A 16565-nucleotide genomic window follows, 5' to 3' on the forward strand; every position below is an offset into this window, starting at 1 on the left:
GTCCTATACCGTCAGCGGATTCCCCTCGGGTTCACCCGCGTTCTACGCTGTTGGACAAGCGTTTCAGCCGCAGCGAGGCGGCCAGGTGAAGGGATAGGCATCGTGGGCACCGCATTTCCACCGGGACCGCCACTGCCACGCGCGGTGCAGACCGCCCTCTACGGCAAATGGCGCGGGACCCTGGTGCGCCGGTCCGCGCGCCGCTACGGCGACGTCTTCACGCTCCATCTGGTCGCGCCCTATGCCGAGAACCTGGTGGTGTTCTCGCGGCCGGAGCACATCCGCGAGATCTTCGCCGCCGACCCCGCGGATCTGCATGCCGGCGAGGGCAATCGACTGCTGGTGCACATCATGGGCCAACATTCGCTGCTGCTCACCGATGAGGACGAGCACGCGCGGGCGCGGCGGCTGCTCATGCCGGCGTTCGTCGGCTCGTCGCTGCGCGGATATCGCGGGCTGGTCGACACCATCGCCGCGGCCCATGTCGACCGGTGGGTGTCGGGGTCGACGGTGCTCACGCTCGACGCGATGAACGATCTGACACTCGATGTCATCATGCAGGTGGTGTTCGGCATGACCGACGAACGCCGCCGCGCCCAGCTGGCGCCGCGGCTGCGCCGGATCGTCAATATCGATCCGATCATCTTCTTCGGCTGGAAGTATCCGTTCCTGGAACGGCGCGGGCCGTGGAAACGCTTCCGCGACAACCAGAACGCCATCGACGAGCTGCTCTACAGCGAGATCGCGGAGCGGCGCGCGCATCCGGACCTGGAGGCGCGCACCGATGTGCTGTCGCGGCTGCTGGCGGTCGGCTCCGGCGAGAACTCCACCGACGCACCGCTGTCCGACGAGGAACTACGCGACCAGCTGGTGACACTGCTGCTCGCCGGGCACGAGACCACCGCGTCGGCGCTGTCCTGGACCTGCCACGAGCTGGCCGCCAACCCGGATGTCCAGGACCTGGCGCGCCGGGCGGCACACGACGGGGACGAAAAGTACCTCGAAGCGGTCCTGAAGGAGGCCATGCGTCTGCACACCGTCATCGGCGGGACCGGACGGCGACTCACCCGCGACATGACACTCGGTGGATACGAACTGCCGAAGGGAACCGTGGTCGCGACCTCGATCCTGCTGGCGCATCGGCGCACGGAAGCCTTCCCGGACGCCCTGACCTTCCGGCCCGAGCGATTCCTGGACGGTTCGGTCGCCGCCAACACCTGGCTGCCGTTCGGCGGCGGGGTGCGGCGCTGCATCGGCGCGGGGTTCTCGCTCATGGAGGGCACGGCGGTGCTGCGGGAAATTCTGACCCGCTACCAGCTTTCACTGCCCGACGGGGCGGGCAGCGAACCGTCGCGGATGCGCAATATCACCCACGTTCCGGCACACGGCGCGCGCGTGGTGGTCACCACCGACAACACGGTTCGGGTGTAGCTGGGGTCCCGGACTCGCAGAGGCGCGTATTCAACCGTCGCGTATTCGTGGCAGTCGCTGGCCGATCCGCGCGGCTGGACGCTGGGACCGACGGTTGCGCGATCCGACTGCGTCCGGACGCGCTCGGATCAGGGGTTGACCTGTTGGGCGGAGCGGGACAGATCGACTGCGGCCAGTTTCGCCTGCGACCACTGGACGTATTCGAACAGCGTTCCGTCGGGGTTGCGCACCATCATGTTTCGTCCCGTCGGAATGTCGGCCGGTGGCGTGACGAGGGTGGCGCCCCGGGCCAGCAGGCTCGTCTGCCATTCCTCGAGCGAATCCACCGAGATCACCATGTCCTGCCTGGGGGCGGACGCGAGTGCCTCGGCCGGGCCACCGATCAGTACCACCGGCCCGATGGTCGCGATATCGAGATCGCCCGCCTCGAAACGGAAGTGCAGATCGCAAGCGAGGCCGAGGGCCTGCTCGTAGTAGTCGAGGGTCGGTGAGAAACGCTCGCTCTCTACTCGAACCGGGGTGTATGACTTGACGATTCTCATTGTCCGCCTATCTATTTCGCCTCGGGGAAGCCGTATTCGTGCCAGTTCGCGAGCACCCGCCGCTGGATCTCGGCCGGCCAGCCGTTCTCGAAACTGCCTTTGATCGGCCGCTTGCCGATCGGATAGAGGTCGGCAAGCAGGCAGTTGTAGATGACCTTGCCCGCGCTGAAACCTTGCTGTTCCTCAGGTGACAGGTAGATCCCGAGCGGATCGGTGAGCTTGCGTTCGAAATGGAATTCGCCGCGGTTCACGTCAGGGTGCGAGCGGGTGGCGAACGCCCACACCACCTGATCCAATTCGGTGATATCGATATCGTCTTCGACCAGCAGGATCTTGGGGGCGTGCACCGCGGCGGGCCCGCCGAGCACCACCTCGGCGACCTTGTCGACCAGGTCGTGCGACGCCAGCCCCGTCGTCTCGTGCCAGTCCTGACGCACCGCCAGGGTCAGCCAGTGCACGGCGGCCTCGAAGTTGTACCAGGCCGACGAGATCGGTAGCTCGGCCTCGCGTAGCAGGTGCAGGATTTCACCTGCGGCCGCCGTGCCGGTGATAGTGTCGTCCTCCTCGACCGGCGGCCCGGCAGCGACCACCGGCAGAATCGCGTTGTCCCGGTATGTGATCGCGGAGACCTCGAAGCGGGCTTTGAGCGAGCTCCCGATCGCGTTGTAGCCCGGGTACTCGTTGAAGGGGCCTTCCTCGACATCGTCGTCGAGCAGGACGTGGCCCTCGATCACGATCTCGGCGGTGGCCGGGACCAGCAAGTCGACCGTCTCGGCAGCCACGACCTCGATGCCCTCGCCGAAAAGTGCCCCCAGGTAGTGGCTTTCATCGATACCCTGGGGCAACGGCATTCCGCTGACCACAGGCAGGCCCGGCTCGACTCCGAGGGCGACGGCGATCGGCATCGGCTTGCCCGCCTCGGTCCACATCGCCCGGATGATGCCGATCTGCTGCGATTTCGGCAGCAGGCAGGCAAGAGTTCGCTTGTCGTGCACCATCATTCGATTGACGGACCAATTCGTCCAGGATCCGTCGGGCGTCTTGACGATATTGGCACCGAAGGTCTGGATGTAGCGGCCGCCATCATTGCCGTGGATCCACGGCGTCGGGAAGGCGAATAGGTCGATGTCGTCGCCCCGCATGATGTGCTGCTTGCACGGCGCACTGTCGGCGGCGACCACCGTCGGGGGGATGCCGGGCTTGGTGCGCGCGTCGGCGAGGGCGTCGACGATCTGTTGACCTGTGGCGTCGGCCGGGAGTCCGATCGACAGTGCGAGCCGGGCCAGCCGGTGCCGTGGCGAGCTCAGCGCCGCAGGCGCGCCGAACAGTTGGAAACCACTGTCGGCGTAACCGGTCAGATTCGTGAAAAGCGGTGCCGGAGCACGCAAGTCGTAGCTGCGCCGAATGATCGCGCCGACCTCGAGATTCCAGTCCACCTCCTTGCCGATGGTCAGTACCTCGCCTATCTGCTCCAGTTGGGCGATGAATTCGCGCAGACTTCTCGAGTGGGCCACGGGTTTCCTGTTCTAGTCGCCCTAACGGGGCAGGTCGGGTACGTCGATGTCGAGTAGGTCCAGCGCACGGCCGGCGGAGTGGTCGATGATGTCGGGCACGCGGTGCGGCTGCAGATAGAACGCGGGGACCGGCGGCATCACGATGCCGCCGGAATCGGTCACGGCGGCCATCGCTCGCAGATGCCCGAGTGTCAGCGGTGTCTCCCGGATCATCAGCACCAGGCGTCGCCGCGTTTGCCGGCCCGCGGGCGTCGCGACGAGATGCGTCTCCACCCCGGCCTTGCGGGCCAGTTCCAGCACCCGCATCCCATAGGCGATGCCCGTGGCGCCACTGATTCCCACAACCAGTCGGCGCGGCTTCACCTCGTCGTCCACAGCACCTTCCGGCCTCCGAGTCATCGAATTCGACCGGCAGTCAGAGTGTTTCGCCAGACGAACAGCTCGAAGACTAGCGACGTAGCAGAGATGCGCGTAAGGACCATTGACGTCAGGGGCGTAACCGATTACGACAGGGGCGGTCAACCTTCCAGCGACACGTCTGCGGCTCGGGCGGTCACTAGGCCCTGCGCGGACCAGTTCCTGCTGCCGGTCCCGGTCAGCCTCGCCACGCCGGCTACCTGCGGTTACGCCGTATCCGTTGATTTTTCGGCGATTGCTACCGGAACCCCTAGCTACCGGGCCTTACCCGGTGACCGGGTGCACGTGCAGGGCACAGCTGTCGATCGTCACTGTGACAGTGCGGGTGTCGGTCGAATTCGGTGGCGTGACCTGCAGATTCGTGTACAGCGGGCAGTGATTGCCGGCGGCGTCGACGGCGATGCCCTCGACGACCGCGGTGCCCGGACTACCGGATTCCAGTGTCACGGTGGGCGGTTCGTCGCTGCCCTGCGGCAGACCGCCCATGTATCCGCGCGGGGTCCGATCGGCGTGCAGCAGTGGGCCGCCCGCGCCGGTGTCGACGCCCGGATAGCCGGTCAGCGTGCAGGGGGCCGCGCCGGCGGTGAGGCTGAAAGTGAGTTTCACGCCCCGGTGCCCGGTGGCCGGGGACATGACGTCGGCGGTCACGTCGACCTGGCCTGCGCCGCAGGCCGCCTGGCGCGCCGGGGCCGTGGTCTTTGCTTCCTGGGAACTCGGCGGGGTGGCGGGAGCCGCGGTGCTCCCGCCACCGACCGTGGCCCCGCTCGCGACTGCCGGTGATGTCGCCGGTGGTGAGGTGTTGGACGCACTCGACGAACAGGCGGTCAGGCCGAGCGGGAGGACCCCCAGCGCGGTGAGAATCCCTGTGAGATAGCGCATTTCCCAACTCCTCCCGGTCCGGGAACATTGGCGGGCGGCCCCCGGCGTCCGCACACCTTGTATCGGTTCACGCCGCGCGAGTGTGAGCGCTCACTCCACCGCCCAGCCTAGGGGCGGTCCGGGAACTCCGCGGCTCGCCGCGCCTGCGCCCGCGCCACGAACCCCGAGCAGTCGGGGCATTCGCTGATGATCGGATGGGTGCATTCGAGCAGGTGCTCGAGGAACCGGTCCGTCGCCTCCAGCAGTTCGATGCGCTCGCGCACCTCGGCGCGGCGGTCGGCGATCATGTCCCGCCGGCCGTCATACCCGCTCACTCCGAGCTGCCGGATCTGGTCCAGTGACAGTCCGGTCCGCTGCAGCGTCTGGATCATGCGGGCGTAGTCGAGGATGTGCTCGTTGTAGCTGCGGTGACCCGACGGGCTGCGCGGCGGCGCGAGCAGGCCGACCGACTCCCAGTGCCGCAGCACGTGCGTCTCCACACCGAGCGCGGCGGCGGCGTCACCGATTCTCATGTCCTGGGCTATGGCCACGATTTACCCCTTTACTTCATGTCGACCTTAAGTATTAGCGTTCCAGCATGTCCGATCCAGTGCGCAAGTCCACCATCATCCAATGCTGCACCGCGGCAGTGAGTTCCATTCACGGCGCGGTCCGGCCGCGGCCCATCGACCAGCGGTTCCTGCGGTCCATCACCGACGCCGGGCTGCCGGCGACCGAGCGCACCGTCACGGTCACGCCGCTGCCGCAGTTTCCGCGCTCGGCGCCGACCGCGGCGATCGTGGAGGGGGTGTTCACACCGCGACGCATCGCCAGCTCGCTGACCTCGTTCGTCGTCCAGCACCCCGACGCCACCTTCATCGTCGATCCGAGCTATTGCATCGATGCGGAGCACCGCGCCATCGCGCAGCTGCCCGCTGCCATTCGTCCCGTCGTGCGCCCGCCCGTCGAGACAATCCCGACCATCACCGGCCTGCAGTCCCAGCCCACCCTGCCCGCGCTCGATTTCGCCCTGCCCACGCACGCGCATTGGGACCACGTCTGCGGACTCCTCGACTTCCCGGGGCTGCCGGTTCACCTCCACAGCACAGAGAAGGACTGGGTTATGACCGGGCCGGTCGCGCCGGTCGGCGGTGTGCGCGATGCACTGGTGGACCGCCCCACGGTCGAGTACGACCTCGACGGCCCGCCGGTGCTCACCTTCACCCGCAGCCGTGACCTGTTCGGCGACGGCAGCGTGGTCCTGGTGGATCTCGCGGGCCACACGCCCGGCAGCGTGGGCCTGCTCGCGCACACCGCGCGCGGGTGGATCCTGCTGGCGGGCGATGCCGCCTGGCATGCGTTGCAGATCGAGAAGGTGCGCCAGAAGTCCAGCTTCCCAGGCATTTTCGTCGACGAGAATCGCGACCTGACCTTCAAAACTCTGCACCGGCTGCACCTGGCGCAACGGCTTCTGCCGGTTATCCCCACTCATGATCACGATGCGGCACAGCAGCTCGTCGCACCTCATGTGGAGGCCGCCGAACAGCTACCGTGAACGCATGGGGATCACCGTGCGCCCGGCGCAAATGTCCGACATTCCCGAATTGGCGCGCGTGCTCGGCATCGCGTTCTCCGACGATCCACTCATCATGTGGCTGATCCGGGACGACGCCACCCGGGCCCGCCGCGCCGCCGCCCTCTTCGCCGCCCAGGCTCGCCACCACTTCGTTCCCCTGGGCGGTGTCGAGGTGGCCTGCAATGACGCGAATTCCGTAGTCGGCGCGGCACTCTGGGCGCCACCCGGCCACTGGCACGTCGCCGACACCGCGATGCCGCCCCAGCTGCCGAGCCTCGCGTACGCCTTCCGGCACCGCCTGCTCATGGCCGGCAGGCTCGCCGACCGCATGGCGGCTGCCCATCCTCGCGAACCGCACTGGTATCTAGCCGTCATCGGCTCGCTGCCCGGCGTCCGCGGTCAGGGGTACGGCCAGGCGCTGATGCGGTCCCGCCTCGAGCAGTGCGACGCCGAGGGCATCCCCGCCTACCTGGAATCCAGCAAACCCCAGAATGTCCCGTACTACGAACGCTTCGGCTTCGACGTCACCGGCACCCTCGATGCAACCCGCGGCGGTCCACCGCTGTGGCCGATGTGGCGCACTCCGCGCTGACACGCAAATGCGGTGTTGCCGACCGGGATTCGGCTGGCAACACCGCATTTTGATTGACAGGGTTACGGTTTGCGGGCCATGCCTCCGACCACCAGCTGTTCCCAGACTGTCAGCTCCGCATTGTCCGCGTCGGACTCCGATGGATCGGGACGCCACTGGGCGCATGGGCGCAGGCCGTCTTCCTCCAGGGTGAGTTCACCGAACAGGAACTCGATCTCCGGTTCGGTGCGGAAACGACCGCGACCGAACGCTTCCACGATCTTGTTCGCCGTCGCCACGGCCTCACGGGTGGCGCCGGAACGGAAGTGTGAAATATAGATCCGGCTACCGGAAGGGAAGCGATCCGACCAGTACCGGACCACGCCGGCCGGGTCCTCTTCGTCATTGACGAAGCTCAGGGTGATCCCGAACAGGATGCCCACCGGCTCGTCGAAGTTGATCACGCGCTGTACGTCGGCATGCTTCTGAATGCCGTCCGGATCACGAATATCCGCTTCCAGCACCACGATTCCGTCATCCACGGCGAGCAGGGCCCGCCCGTGGGAGGCCACGAACGGGTCGTCGTCCACATACACGACGCGGGCGTCCGGATACACCTGCCGCACCACCTGGTGCACATTGACGCTGGCCGGCAGGCCGCAGCCCATATCGATGATCTGGCGAATTCCGGCCGCCGCCATGGCCTTCACGGCCCGCAGCACGGCGTCTCGATTGGTGATGGCCAACCGCTCGGATCCGGGTAGGTCCTCGATGAAGTAGTCACCGACATCCTTGTCGACACCGTAGTTGTCACGCCCGCCGAGTACGTAGCTGTATACGCGTGCCACGCTCGGCCGGGACTGCCGCGCTCGCATGGCGTTGATGTTCAAGTGTCACACCCCTTTTTCCTCACCGACGATACCGCTATCCACCAGGAAATCCTGCGCCATCCAGGCAAACACCGCCAGCCGCCCCGAAGGACCGATCGTGCCTATTGCGTAGCGCCCGCGGCGGCCGCGGGCGTCGGCGCCGCCGCGGTGGTTGTCGGTGCGGGAGTAGTGGTTTGGGGCGCGGTCGTCGTGGTCGTGACCGGTGCGGCGGTTCCCGGATCTGTGGTGGTGGTCGGGGCGACCGTGGTGGTCGGCGTCGGGATTATGGACGCCGAAACCGGATCGGGGCAATGGCCGAGTATCTCACCGAGACGGTTGATCTCGGCATTGCTGCGCGGGTCACCGACATAGTTGATCTTGTCGGTGCACTTGACGTAACCGTCCGGCGCGGGGGCTCCGCCGGGGGCCGAGTCGGACACAGGCGGGGTATCGGGCGACTCGCCCGGGGGCTGCTGCTGCGGCGCCGCGCCGCCCGGCGAGCCGGCCGCGGGACTTCCCCCGGCAGGCTGGCCCGCACCCGGACCCGCCGCGGGCGCACCAGAAGTAGTCGAGGCCGCCACCGTGCTCGTCACACTGGTCGACGGCTTGACCGTCGTCGCGATCGCGGTCGATTTTCCCGAGTCGCTCGAGCAACCTGCCACCAGCGCGACCACCGGTGTCATCATCAGCACCGCGATACGCGTGGCCGTTTGCAGGCGCGACCGACCACGCCATTCCGCCAGAGCGGACATCGATTCCTCCTGAGGGTGCAGCCCCAGCCCCGACTCATCCGCTGCACGAGCATCTTTCGCCGATCCGGAACCGAATCGACAACCTTGAATCCAGGGGCATCAACACCCCCCGCTCGACCCTAAGGGCTCCAGCAACCGGACGCCATCGTGCTCGGTGCCCCTATTTCTGTGGGCCACTTATCGATCAGGTACCTGCGATTTATCGATTGAGTGCCGACTCTACTCTCACGGCTTCGCCGCCGAGGCCGGATCACGTTGCGCGAGCAGGGCATCCAGCTGCTTTTCAGCGCGTTCGGCACGGGCCAGGGTCTGGGTGCGGGCATCGTCCAGGGCGGCGAGCCGTTCGGCGGCCTCCTGCCGCGTCTGGTCGACGGCGGCCGCCGATTCCGTGCGCACCGCGGCCAGGTCGGCGGCGGCCTGCCGGCGCACCTCGGTGAGTTCCGTCCGTGACCGATCGAGCTCGGCGCGGGCCCCCTTCAGTTCGTCCCGGGTGTCGGCGACCACCTGATTGCGTTCGGCCACAGCGGCTTCGGCCCGTTCGATGGTGCGCTCGGCATCGGCGGCACGCTGCACGGCGAGATCGCGTTCCGCGCCCGCCGCGGTGATCCGCTGGGTGGCGTCCCGGCGCACCTGCTCGACCTCAGCGGCCGCCTTCGAGCGGGCCAGCTCGATGTCCTCGCCGGCCTGCTGGCGCGCCCGCTCGGTGTCCTCGGCGGATTCCCGCCGGATGGTGCGGATCTCGGCTTCGGCCTCCGCCCGTGCCGCGAACACATCGTCGGCCGCCTGCTTCGTGACGCGCTCGACTTCCTTCAGTGCGTCGTCGCGCGCAGTGAGTGCCTCCGCGATCCGGCTCTCGGCCTCCTCCGCGGCCAGCGCCGCGTCCTCGGCCGCGGATTCGGCTGCCGCCCGGGCCTCTTCGGCCTCCCGCCGCGCCTGCTCGGCCGCAACGGTGGCCATCTCCGCCTCCGCGATCCGCCGTGCAGCATCCGCCTGCACGGCTTGGACCTGAGCTTCCGCGACGGCCGGATCGGCCAGCGTGGACAACTCCGCCACCGCGGTATTGAGCGTCGTCCCAAGCTGTTCGGCGATCGCACGGAACTGTCCGAGCAGCTCATCGGCCCGCAGCCGAGCCACGGTCACCGGCCCCCGTTGCGTCACAGTGACATTCGCCGGGGGTGTCTCCTCCCTCTCGGCCTGCTGCTGCCGTTGCCGCTCTCGCCAGGCCCGCCAGCGGGTGTGCTCCGGGTGATCACAGTATTCCGACGGACGCCCCGGCCCTCCGCCACGCGTAATCGGTTTGGTGCAGCCGGGGTAGTTGCAGATGCTCGACACAACGGAAATCGTAGCGTTGGTTTCGTCAAATACAACGGAACAACACGAAACGAAACCAGAAGAGCCTCAAACCAAACCGAGCCGTTCTGACCCCCGATAAGTGAACGTTATCGGCGGTCAGAATCCGCACTCCGCCCGAAACCGCTTGATTCTGTTTCGTTTCCGTTTGGTTGGCACACACGCTACGGAACTGCAACGAAACCCCTCGAAAACTGGGCACGCATGTACGCCCGTACCATTTCTCACGAGATGTGGCGACTCGTGACCGGGACGGCGACAAGCTCACGGCTGCGGCCTACATTTGCGCAGTACCGACCGCCCATCACCGACCCGGAAGGACGGGATCCGACGTGTCCGACTCAGAACGGATCAACTGGGACCATCTCAAGACTCGACAGCCGACCGACGCCGAACGAGATGCGCTGCGAGCAGACCTTGTCGAACGGGCGCTTGCGGTCAGGAAGAACGGGTGGGACGACTACCGGTCCGTGTGGACCAGCGGCGAGGTTGCCGGTGTCGCCTACCTGCTCCAGGAAGGCGACCTGCTGGAGGAACTCGACGAGCACGAGGGGTCGGTGCTGACCCGATTCGCCGGCGATCTGTACGGCTTCAAGGGCGCCCGGAAGGACATCGAAGCCGGCCTGGTCGGCACCCAGGCGTGGTTCGCCACCGCCCGCGCCGAACTGGATGCCCGCAGTTCCGGCGCGAACGGATAAGCAGCGTCGGCTACTTCGCCTGTGGCGCAGGCTGCGCCGGATCCTTGCAGTACGGGAGTTCGGGTGGGCAGGGGGTGAGGATGGTGGAGAAGTACTGGATGGCGGAGAAGAGGGTGACGGGGCCGCCGGCGAGGACGATGCCGGCCATGGAGCCGACCGCGCCGAGGGTTGCCATGCCGAGCACGCATCCGGCGACGGTGGCGCCGACGAAGGGCACCAGCAGGGCGATGACCGGGCTGGAGATGACGGCGCCCGCGGCACCGCCGACCAGACAGCCGACACCGGCGCCGAGGACGGCACCGAGCACGGCGCTGACGGCCGCACCGATCGCGACGCGTTGCGCGAATGCACCCAGGGCTTGTGCGTCACGTGGCGTAAAGGACTCGGCCACTTGGGTTGCCGCTTGGTCGACGGTCACGACGTCGCGGGCGTCTACCCGAGTGATCTGCTGCGGGTTGGCCTTCGATGGTGTGAGGGTCGCGGTCGAGCCGTCGAGCCGGGCGGTGACAGGGTAGGCGGTGTCGTCGATGCGGTAGGTCAGCGGGAGCGCGGCGACGGGTCGGTCGTGGCGGTCGAAGAGCACCAGTTGCTCGTCGAGACGGCGCAGTGTGCCGTCACTGACGGTAATAACGGCGGAGTCGCCCTGCCGGGTGACTTCGTATGCCACCGGAGCGGATTCGCCGCCTGCGGTCGGTTCCGCGTAGGCCGTTGCGGCGGGAATGACCACTGCAGTCGCTGCGAACGCGGCGACTACCGCGGATTTCCTCATCTTCATGGGTACCTCATCATCATTGATGGAATCGGGCGCGGCCCTGCGGTCCTCGCCCGTGGTGAGCGGAGGTCATGGCGCCCCCGCATCCGGCGGTCAGGCGCCGGAGGCTGTGTCGTTCGCGAGAACCGTTGTCCCTGGCCCGGTATGGGCCGCGACGAGTTCGCGTTTGAGGATCTTGCCGCTGGCGGTCATCGGCAGGGTGTCGGCGAACTCGACGATGCGGGGGTACTTGTAAGCGGCCAATTGCTCACGGGACCAGTCGATGAGCTCGGCTTCGGTTGTCGCCGTGCCGATTCGCCGCACGATGCAGGCTTTGATCTCCTCGCCATAGTGCTCGTCGGGGACACCGACGACCGCGACCAGCGAGACCGCCGGATGGGTGAGCAGCACCTCTTCGATTTCGCGCGGGTAGACGTTGAACCCGCCACGCACGATCATGTCCTTGGCCCGGTCGACGATGTAGTAGAAGCCGTCCGAGTCTCGCCGGGCCAGGTCGCCGGTGCGGAACCAGCCGTCGTGTATGACTTCCGCAGTCGCCTCGGCCCGATTGTGGTAGCCCTTCATCACGTTGTGGCCGCGCACCGCGATTTCCCCGATCTCGCCGGTGCCGGTGATGTCGTTCCAGTCGGCGTCGACGAGTCGGGCTTCGATACCCCACACGGGAACTCCGATCGACCCGGGGCGCTGGTCGCGGTCCGGATCGGCGAACAGTGCCAATGGGGAGGTCTCCGACAGCCCGTAGCCTTCGAGGATCTGCACACCGAAACGCTGGGTGAACCGCGAGAGCATGTGGACCGGAAGTGCCGCGCCACCGGAGACCGCCTTGCGCAGCGTGCGCGCGATGCAGCCGGTGTCGATGCCCTCGTCGACGGCGTTGAGCAGTCCCCAGTACATCGTCGGCACGCCGGCGAAGAAGGTGATCTGCTCTTCCGCCATCAGCCGCAGCGCCGTGGCGGGGTCGAAACGCGGCATGAGCACGAGCGTGGCCCCGACCGAGAGCGGTGCGTTCATGCTGAGGGTCTGGCCGAAGGAATGGAACAGCGGCAGCGCCACCAGGTATGTGTCGTGACGCGCAGAGGTGTTGTCGAACAACCGGTTCGCGGTCAGGGCGTTGAACAGCATGTTCGAGTGGGTGAGCTCGGCGCCCTTGGGCCGGCCGGTAGTTCCGCTGGTGTAGAGGATGACCGCCGTGTCGTCGGGTCGCCGAGCCACAGTGCCGAATCGCTGCGGGCGCTGTGCGACCGCCTGGGCGAGGGTCTCGATCTCCGGATACGACGACGATCCGGCGGGATCATTGGTGATCATGATGAGGTGGCGGCAGCGGGCCGCGTGCCGGAACCCTTCGCGCCCGTACTCCCCCATCGGCAGCTCGCTCGTGCCTTCGAAGCAGAAGTAGAGGTCGGCCTCGGAATCGTCCAGGTGATACGCGATTTCGCGGGGGCGCAGCAGGATATTGAGCGGTACGACGACCGCACCGGCCTTCAGAATCCCGTAGTAGATGATCGGGAATTCCGGCAGATTGGGGCAGGAGAGGGCGACCTTGTCTCCGGGCCCGATGCCGCGCGCGACGAGCAGATCCGCGACCTGATTCGCGCGGGCGTCGAGTTCGGCGTAGGTGAGGCGCTGGTCGCCGAGAACGACGGCGTCGCTGCTGGGACAGCGCCGGGCGGTGTCCTCGAGCAGCACGGCGAGATTGAGCATGGATTTCCTTCGCAGGATCGGCGAAACAGGCTGCGGTGCAGAGTGTTTCGACACAGCCAGGAGTCGGCCGGTCAGGATGCGACGGCCAGCCGTGCGGCGGTGGCGGCCCGTACTTGCGCCGGAGTGATGCCGGGGGCGCATTCGCGCAGCATCAGCCCGACCGGAGTGACATCGATGACGGCGAGGTTGGTGATGATGCGGTGCACAACCCGTTCGCCGGTCAGCGGAAGCGTGCAGTGGGACACGATCTTCGGCGCTCCGGTCTTGTCGGTGTGCTCCATCAGCACCAGGACGCGACCGGCGCCGTGCACCAGATCCATTGCCCCGCCCATACCTTTGACCATGTGCCCGGGAACCATCCAGTTCGCCAGATCGCCGGCGGCCGAGACCTGCATCCCGCCGAGGACGGCGGTGTCGATGTGCCCGCCGCGGATCATGCCGAAGCTGGTGGCCGAGTCGAAGAACGACGCTCCCGCCAGGGTGGTGACGGTCTCCTTGCCCGCATTGATCAGATCGGCATCGACCTCGTCCGCCTCCGGATAGGGACCGGTGCCGAGGATTCCGTTCTCGGAGTGCAGGGTGACTCGGACACCGGCGGGCAGATGGTTCGGAATCAGGGTCGGCAGGCCGATGCCGAGATTGACGTATTCGCCCGGGCGGAGTTCGCGGGCGGCGCGGGCCGCCATTTCGGTGCGGGACCAGCCCGGATTCGTGGTGGCCGTGGTCATGTCGACTGCTCCTGGGCGACGGTTCGTTTCTCGATTTGTTTGAGCTGCGGTCCGGTGTGCACCACGCGGTCGACGAAGACGCCGGGCAGGTGGATGCGCGCCGGATCGAGATCGCCCGCGGGAACCAGATACTCGACCTGCGCGATGCAGCAGCGTCCGGCCATGGCGGCCAGCGGGTTGAAGTTGCGGGCCGACTTCTCGAACACGAGGTTTCCCTCGGTGTCGCCGATGCGGGCATGCACCAGCGCGAAGTCGGCGGTGAGCGCTTCTTCCAGCACATAACGCCGGTCGCCCCAGCCGCCGAAGGTGCGTACTTCCTTGGCGGGCGAGGCCACCGCGACCGATCCGTCCGCGGCATACCGCCACGGCAGCCCGCCATCGGCGACCGGACTGCCGACCCCCGCCGGCGTGAAGAACGCCGGAATGCCCGCGCCACCGGCCCGCAGCTTCTCCGCGAGGGTGCCCTGCGGGGTCAGCTCGACCTCCAGTTCGCCGGCCAGATACTGGCGGGCGAACTCGCTGTTCTCGCCCACATAGGAGGCGATGATGCGGCGGATGCGCTTGTCCGCCAGCAGAATTCCGAGGCCGTGCGCATCGGTCCCGCAATTGTTGGATATCACCTCGAGATCGGTGACCTCGTGGGCGGCGAGCGCGTCGATGAGTGCGTCGGGGATACCGCACAGTCCGAATCCGCCCACCGCGAGCGAGGAGCCCGAGGTGATGTCGGCGACGGCGGCCGCGGCCGATGCGGCGACCTTCGTCATCGGGTAACCTCCGGTGCGGCTGCCGCCGGCGTCGTGTCCTCGACGAGTTCTCGCAGCAGCTCGGCCGCGCGCGGCCAATCCCCGTATCCCGAGGCGGGATTGAGGTGGCCGACATCGCCGAGATCGACCAGTCGACTCCCCCACGCCTCCGCCATCCCGGAGACTCGCCGGTAGGTGGCCAGCGGGTCGGTGGTGGAGGCGGCGACGATGCTGGGAAATGGCAAGCGCCGCCAGGGAATCGGCGTCCACCCGTTGGCGTCCAGTTCCTCGCGCGAGGGATACCCGTCCGGTAGCGGGGTCTCGAAATCCGGGGGCGTGGCCAGTAGCGCGCCCTGCACGGGCCGGGCGGACTGCTGCGCCCAGCGCACGGTGATCATGACACCGGCGCTGTGGGCGACGAGGACGACGGGCCCGTCGATCTCGGTGAGCACCGCGTCGAGGGCGACGACGCGGGCAGCGCAGGAGAGCTTGTCCCGCTCCAGCGGCGGCACCGTGCGGACCCGGTCCAGCTGGTCGGCGAGCCGCGTCTGCCAGTGGTCGGGGACGTGGTCGCGCAGCCCGGGCACGATCACAACGGTCGGTGTGGTGGTCTCACTCATGAGGTGCGGCAAGTCCTTTCGAAGGTCGATACGATGCGCCGGAGTCGAGCGCGGCGAGCCTGCGCAGCCCGGCGGGATAGGCCCGCTTGCCCAGCGCGAGTGCGGCGATGGCGAGCAGATAGGTCAGTGGGGCGAGCCGGAGCGCGTTCGCCAATCCGAGGTGGTCGGCGAGGACGCCGACGACGAACGGGCCGAGTGCCAGACCGAGCAGACTGTTGGCCAGGGTGAGGGTGCCGAAGGCCGAAGCCTGGACGGAGGGGTGGGTGAGGTTGGCGACCATGGCCGCGGCCGGTCCCGACGATCCGCCGGAGAAGAACGCCCCGACGCCGATCAGCAGCAGCTGCAGCGGACCGTGGCCGATGGCGAAACCGATTGCGAGGCAGGCCAGGGCGATCGCGCAGAACACGATGGCCGTGGTCCATTTGCGGGACATGTCGGTACGGCTGACGCGGTCGGTGACCATTCCGCAGCCCACCATTCCGGCGCCTACGAGCAACACGAAGACCGAGGCGACCGCGCCCGCCCGATCCGGGGCCAGGTCGTAGTAGCGGCCGAAGAAGCTCGGCATCCACGACAGCAGCACCGCTGCGGTGAAGATCTGCAGGGCACTGCCCGCGTACGCACACAGGACCGCCGGATTGGTGAACAGTGTCGAGACCGGAACCTGCAGGCCCGCTCCACTTTCCGGGCCAGGCGCCGGGTCGGCGGCGTACCGGGCGAGCTTCTCCTCGGTGACGGCCGCCCGGAACAGCGCCGCCAGGACCAGCCCGAAGACCGCCATGAGGGCGAACGACCAGCGCCATCCGAAGTGCACGGCGATCACCCCGCCGAACGCCACGCCCAGCACCGAGCCGAACGATCCGCCCGCCATGAACGCCCCGCTCAGTGCGGCATGCATGCGGGGCGCGAAGACGCTGAGTACCACGGCGATTCCGACGCTGCCGTAGGCGGCTTCGCCGACGCCGACGAGGAAGCGTGCGCCGAGCATCTGCGGGTAGTCGGCGGCCACCGCGCACAGCAGGGTGGCCGCGCTCCACAGCACCGCCATCAGGACCAGGCTGCGCACCCGCCCCCAGCGGTCGGCCAGCAGCGAGAGCGGCAAGGTCAGTAGACCGACCATCAGCGCGACGACGCTGCTGAGCGAGGCCAGCCGCGAATCCGACAGTCCCCATGCGGTTTTCAGGAAGGGAAAGACCGCGCTGAGGACTTGGCGCGACATGTAATCGGCCAGCAGCAGACCGAAGGCCAGCGCGAAGATGAGCCACGGATACGCCCGGCGGGTCCGTGCGACCGCCGTGGCCGGGGCGGCGGCCGGCTGGCCGTCCGTCCCGGCGGCGGTAGTGTGCAACTCCATTGGTGCTCCTACGTATCCGGTGTGCGAGACGGTGGTGCACACCGGAGTTAGAGAGGGAACCGGGGGCAC

General features: G+C 67.6%; 18 protein-coding genes. 4 read left to right on the top strand and 14 right to left on the bottom strand.

Features of this window, described 5'->3' with window-relative positions; translation table 11 throughout:
• Positions 1 to 102: 102 nt before the first annotated feature.
• Positions 103 to 1431: a cytochrome P450 gene (locus tag ACFXHE_RS08325; RefSeq protein WP_379381132.1), complete on the top strand. Its 1329-nt coding sequence runs from the start codon at positions 103 to 105 to the stop codon at positions 1429 to 1431.
• A 128-nt stretch (positions 1432 to 1559) separates the two neighbouring features.
• Here the strand turns inward: ACFXHE_RS08325 and ACFXHE_RS08330 are convergent, their stop codons facing one another.
• The 5 genes from ACFXHE_RS08330 to ACFXHE_RS08350 form a co-directional block, all read right to left on the bottom strand.
• On the bottom strand, positions 1560 to 1973 hold the full coding sequence (locus ACFXHE_RS08330) for a VOC family protein (RefSeq protein WP_379381134.1): 414 nt from the start codon (positions 1971 to 1973) through the stop codon (positions 1560 to 1562).
• 11 nt (positions 1974 to 1984) lie between these two features.
• Positions 1985 to 3487: a UbiD family decarboxylase gene (locus ACFXHE_RS08335; protein WP_379381136.1), complete on the bottom strand. Its 1503-nt coding sequence runs from the start codon at positions 3485 to 3487 to the stop codon at positions 1985 to 1987.
• A 21-nt stretch (positions 3488 to 3508) separates the two neighbouring features.
• Positions 3509 to 3862: a flavoprotein gene (locus ACFXHE_RS08340; RefSeq protein ID WP_379381138.1), complete on the bottom strand. Its 354-nt coding sequence runs from the start codon at positions 3860 to 3862 to the stop codon at positions 3509 to 3511.
• Positions 3863 to 4168: 306 nt separating this feature from the next.
• The gene (locus tag ACFXHE_RS08345) at positions 4169 to 4783 is read right to left on the bottom strand and encodes a DUF4232 domain-containing protein (protein WP_379381140.1); all 615 of its coding nucleotides are present in this window, start codon (positions 4781 to 4783) and stop codon (positions 4169 to 4171) included.
• A gap of 107 nt (positions 4784 to 4890) precedes the next feature.
• On the bottom strand, positions 4891 to 5313 hold the full coding sequence (locus ACFXHE_RS08350; RefSeq protein WP_379381141.1) for a MerR family transcriptional regulator: 423 nt from the start codon (positions 5311 to 5313) through the stop codon (positions 4891 to 4893).
• A gap of 47 nt (positions 5314 to 5360) precedes the next feature.
• Between ACFXHE_RS08350 and ACFXHE_RS08355 the strand changes: the two genes are divergently transcribed.
• Positions 5361 to 6317 (top strand): MBL fold metallo-hydrolase, encoded by a 957-nt coding sequence (locus tag ACFXHE_RS08355; RefSeq protein ID WP_379381143.1) that lies wholly within the window; start codon positions 5361 to 5363, stop codon positions 6315 to 6317.
• Positions 6318 to 6321: 4 nt separating this feature from the next.
• Complete coding sequence (locus ACFXHE_RS08360; protein WP_379381145.1) at positions 6322 to 6930, top strand: GNAT family N-acetyltransferase; 609 nt, start codon at positions 6322 to 6324, stop codon at positions 6928 to 6930.
• A gap of 62 nt (positions 6931 to 6992) precedes the next feature.
• On the opposite strand, the gene ACFXHE_RS08365 is transcribed toward ACFXHE_RS08360, so the two are convergent.
• From ACFXHE_RS08365 to ACFXHE_RS08375, 3 genes are all read right to left on the bottom strand, one after another.
• The gene (locus ACFXHE_RS08365; protein ID WP_379381147.1) at positions 6993 to 7784 is read right to left on the bottom strand and encodes an SAM-dependent methyltransferase; all 792 of its coding nucleotides are present in this window, start codon (positions 7782 to 7784) and stop codon (positions 6993 to 6995) included.
• 116 nt (positions 7785 to 7900) lie between these two features.
• The gene (locus ACFXHE_RS08370) at positions 7901 to 8530 is read right to left on the bottom strand and encodes a hypothetical protein (RefSeq protein ID WP_379381149.1); all 630 of its coding nucleotides are present in this window, start codon (positions 8528 to 8530) and stop codon (positions 7901 to 7903) included.
• Between the two features lie 225 nt (positions 8531 to 8755).
• Complete coding sequence (locus ACFXHE_RS08375; RefSeq protein ID WP_379381151.1) at positions 8756 to 9688, bottom strand: hypothetical protein; 933 nt, start codon at positions 9686 to 9688, stop codon at positions 8756 to 8758.
• 524 nt (positions 9689 to 10212) lie between these two features.
• Here ACFXHE_RS08375 and ACFXHE_RS08380 point away from each other — a divergent pair.
• Complete coding sequence (locus tag ACFXHE_RS08380; protein WP_379381153.1) at positions 10213 to 10578, top strand: hypothetical protein; 366 nt, start codon at positions 10213 to 10215, stop codon at positions 10576 to 10578.
• A gap of 10 nt (positions 10579 to 10588) precedes the next feature.
• Here ACFXHE_RS08380 and ACFXHE_RS08385 read toward each other — a convergent pair whose 3' ends face one another.
• From ACFXHE_RS08385 to ACFXHE_RS08410, 6 genes are all read right to left on the bottom strand, one after another.
• Positions 10589 to 11353, bottom strand: coding sequence for a hypothetical protein (locus ACFXHE_RS08385; protein WP_364626144.1), 765 nt, complete (start codon positions 11351 to 11353; stop codon positions 10589 to 10591).
• A gap of 90 nt (positions 11354 to 11443) precedes the next feature.
• Positions 11444 to 13051, bottom strand: a complete 1608-nt coding sequence (locus ACFXHE_RS08390) for a long-chain fatty acid--CoA ligase (RefSeq protein WP_379381155.1) — start codon at positions 13049 to 13051, stop codon at positions 11444 to 11446.
• Positions 13052 to 13122: 71 nt separating this feature from the next.
• Positions 13123 to 13779, bottom strand: a complete 657-nt coding sequence (locus ACFXHE_RS08395) for a 3-oxoacid CoA-transferase subunit B (protein WP_379381157.1) — start codon at positions 13777 to 13779, stop codon at positions 13123 to 13125.
• Positions 13776 to 14543 (bottom strand): CoA transferase subunit A, encoded by a 768-nt coding sequence (locus tag ACFXHE_RS08400; protein WP_379381159.1) that lies wholly within the window; start codon positions 14541 to 14543, stop codon positions 13776 to 13778. Before ACFXHE_RS08400 ends, ACFXHE_RS08395 begins: the two co-directional genes overlap by 4 nt.
• Positions 14540 to 15142, bottom strand: coding sequence for an RBBP9/YdeN family alpha/beta hydrolase (locus ACFXHE_RS08405; RefSeq protein ID WP_379381161.1), 603 nt, complete (start codon positions 15140 to 15142; stop codon positions 14540 to 14542). Before ACFXHE_RS08405 ends, ACFXHE_RS08400 begins: the two co-directional genes overlap by 4 nt.
• Entirely contained in the window at positions 15135 to 16496 is a 1362-nt protein-coding gene (locus tag ACFXHE_RS08410) for an MFS transporter (RefSeq protein ID WP_379381163.1), read from the bottom strand. Before ACFXHE_RS08410 ends, ACFXHE_RS08405 begins: the two co-directional genes overlap by 8 nt.
• Positions 16497 to 16565 lie beyond the last annotated feature (69 nt).

The organism is Nocardia sp. NPDC059229, from assembly GCF_042754165.1.
Classification (GTDB): Bacteria; Actinomycetota; Actinomycetes; order Mycobacteriales; family Mycobacteriaceae; genus Nocardia.

Bases quoted from the DNA above. Each gene is read 5' to 3' on its own strand.
- ACFXHE_RS08330 (WP_379381134.1), bottom strand. From the start codon at position 1,973: ATGAGAATCGTCAAGTCATACACCCCGGTTCGAGTAGAGAGCGAGCGT.
- ACFXHE_RS08345 (WP_379381140.1), bottom strand. From the start codon at position 4,783: ATGCGCTATCTCACAGGGATTCTCACCGCGCTGGGGGTCCTCCCGCTC.
- ACFXHE_RS08355 (WP_379381143.1), top strand. From the start codon at position 5,361: ATGTCCGATCCAGTGCGCAAGTCCACCATCATCCAATGCTGCACCGCG.
- ACFXHE_RS08360 (WP_379381145.1), top strand. From the start codon at position 6,322: ATGGGGATCACCGTGCGCCCGGCGCAAATGTCCGACATTCCCGAATTG.
- ACFXHE_RS08365 (WP_379381147.1), bottom strand. From the start codon at position 7,784: ATGCGAGCGCGGCAGTCCCGGCCGAGCGTGGCACGCGTATACAGCTAC.
- ACFXHE_RS08370 (WP_379381149.1), bottom strand. From the start codon at position 8,530: ATGTCCGCTCTGGCGGAATGGCGTGGTCGGTCGCGCCTGCAAACGGCC.
- ACFXHE_RS08385 (WP_364626144.1), bottom strand. From the start codon at position 11,353: ATGAAGATGAGGAAATCCGCGGTAGTCGCCGCGTTCGCAGCGACTGCA.
- ACFXHE_RS08390 (WP_379381155.1), bottom strand. From the start codon at position 13,051: ATGCTCAATCTCGCCGTGCTGCTCGAGGACACCGCCCGGCGCTGTCCC.
- ACFXHE_RS08395 (WP_379381157.1), bottom strand. From the start codon at position 13,779: ATGACCACGGCCACCACGAATCCGGGCTGGTCCCGCACCGAAATGGCG.
- ACFXHE_RS08400 (WP_379381159.1), bottom strand. From the start codon at position 14,543: ATGACGAAGGTCGCCGCATCGGCCGCGGCCGCCGTCGCCGACATCACC.
- ACFXHE_RS08405 (WP_379381161.1), bottom strand. From the start codon at position 15,142: ATGAGTGAGACCACCACACCGACCGTTGTGATCGTGCCCGGGCTGCGC.
- ACFXHE_RS08410 (WP_379381163.1), bottom strand. From the start codon at position 16,496: ATGGAGTTGCACACTACCGCCGCCGGGACGGACGGCCAGCCGGCCGCC.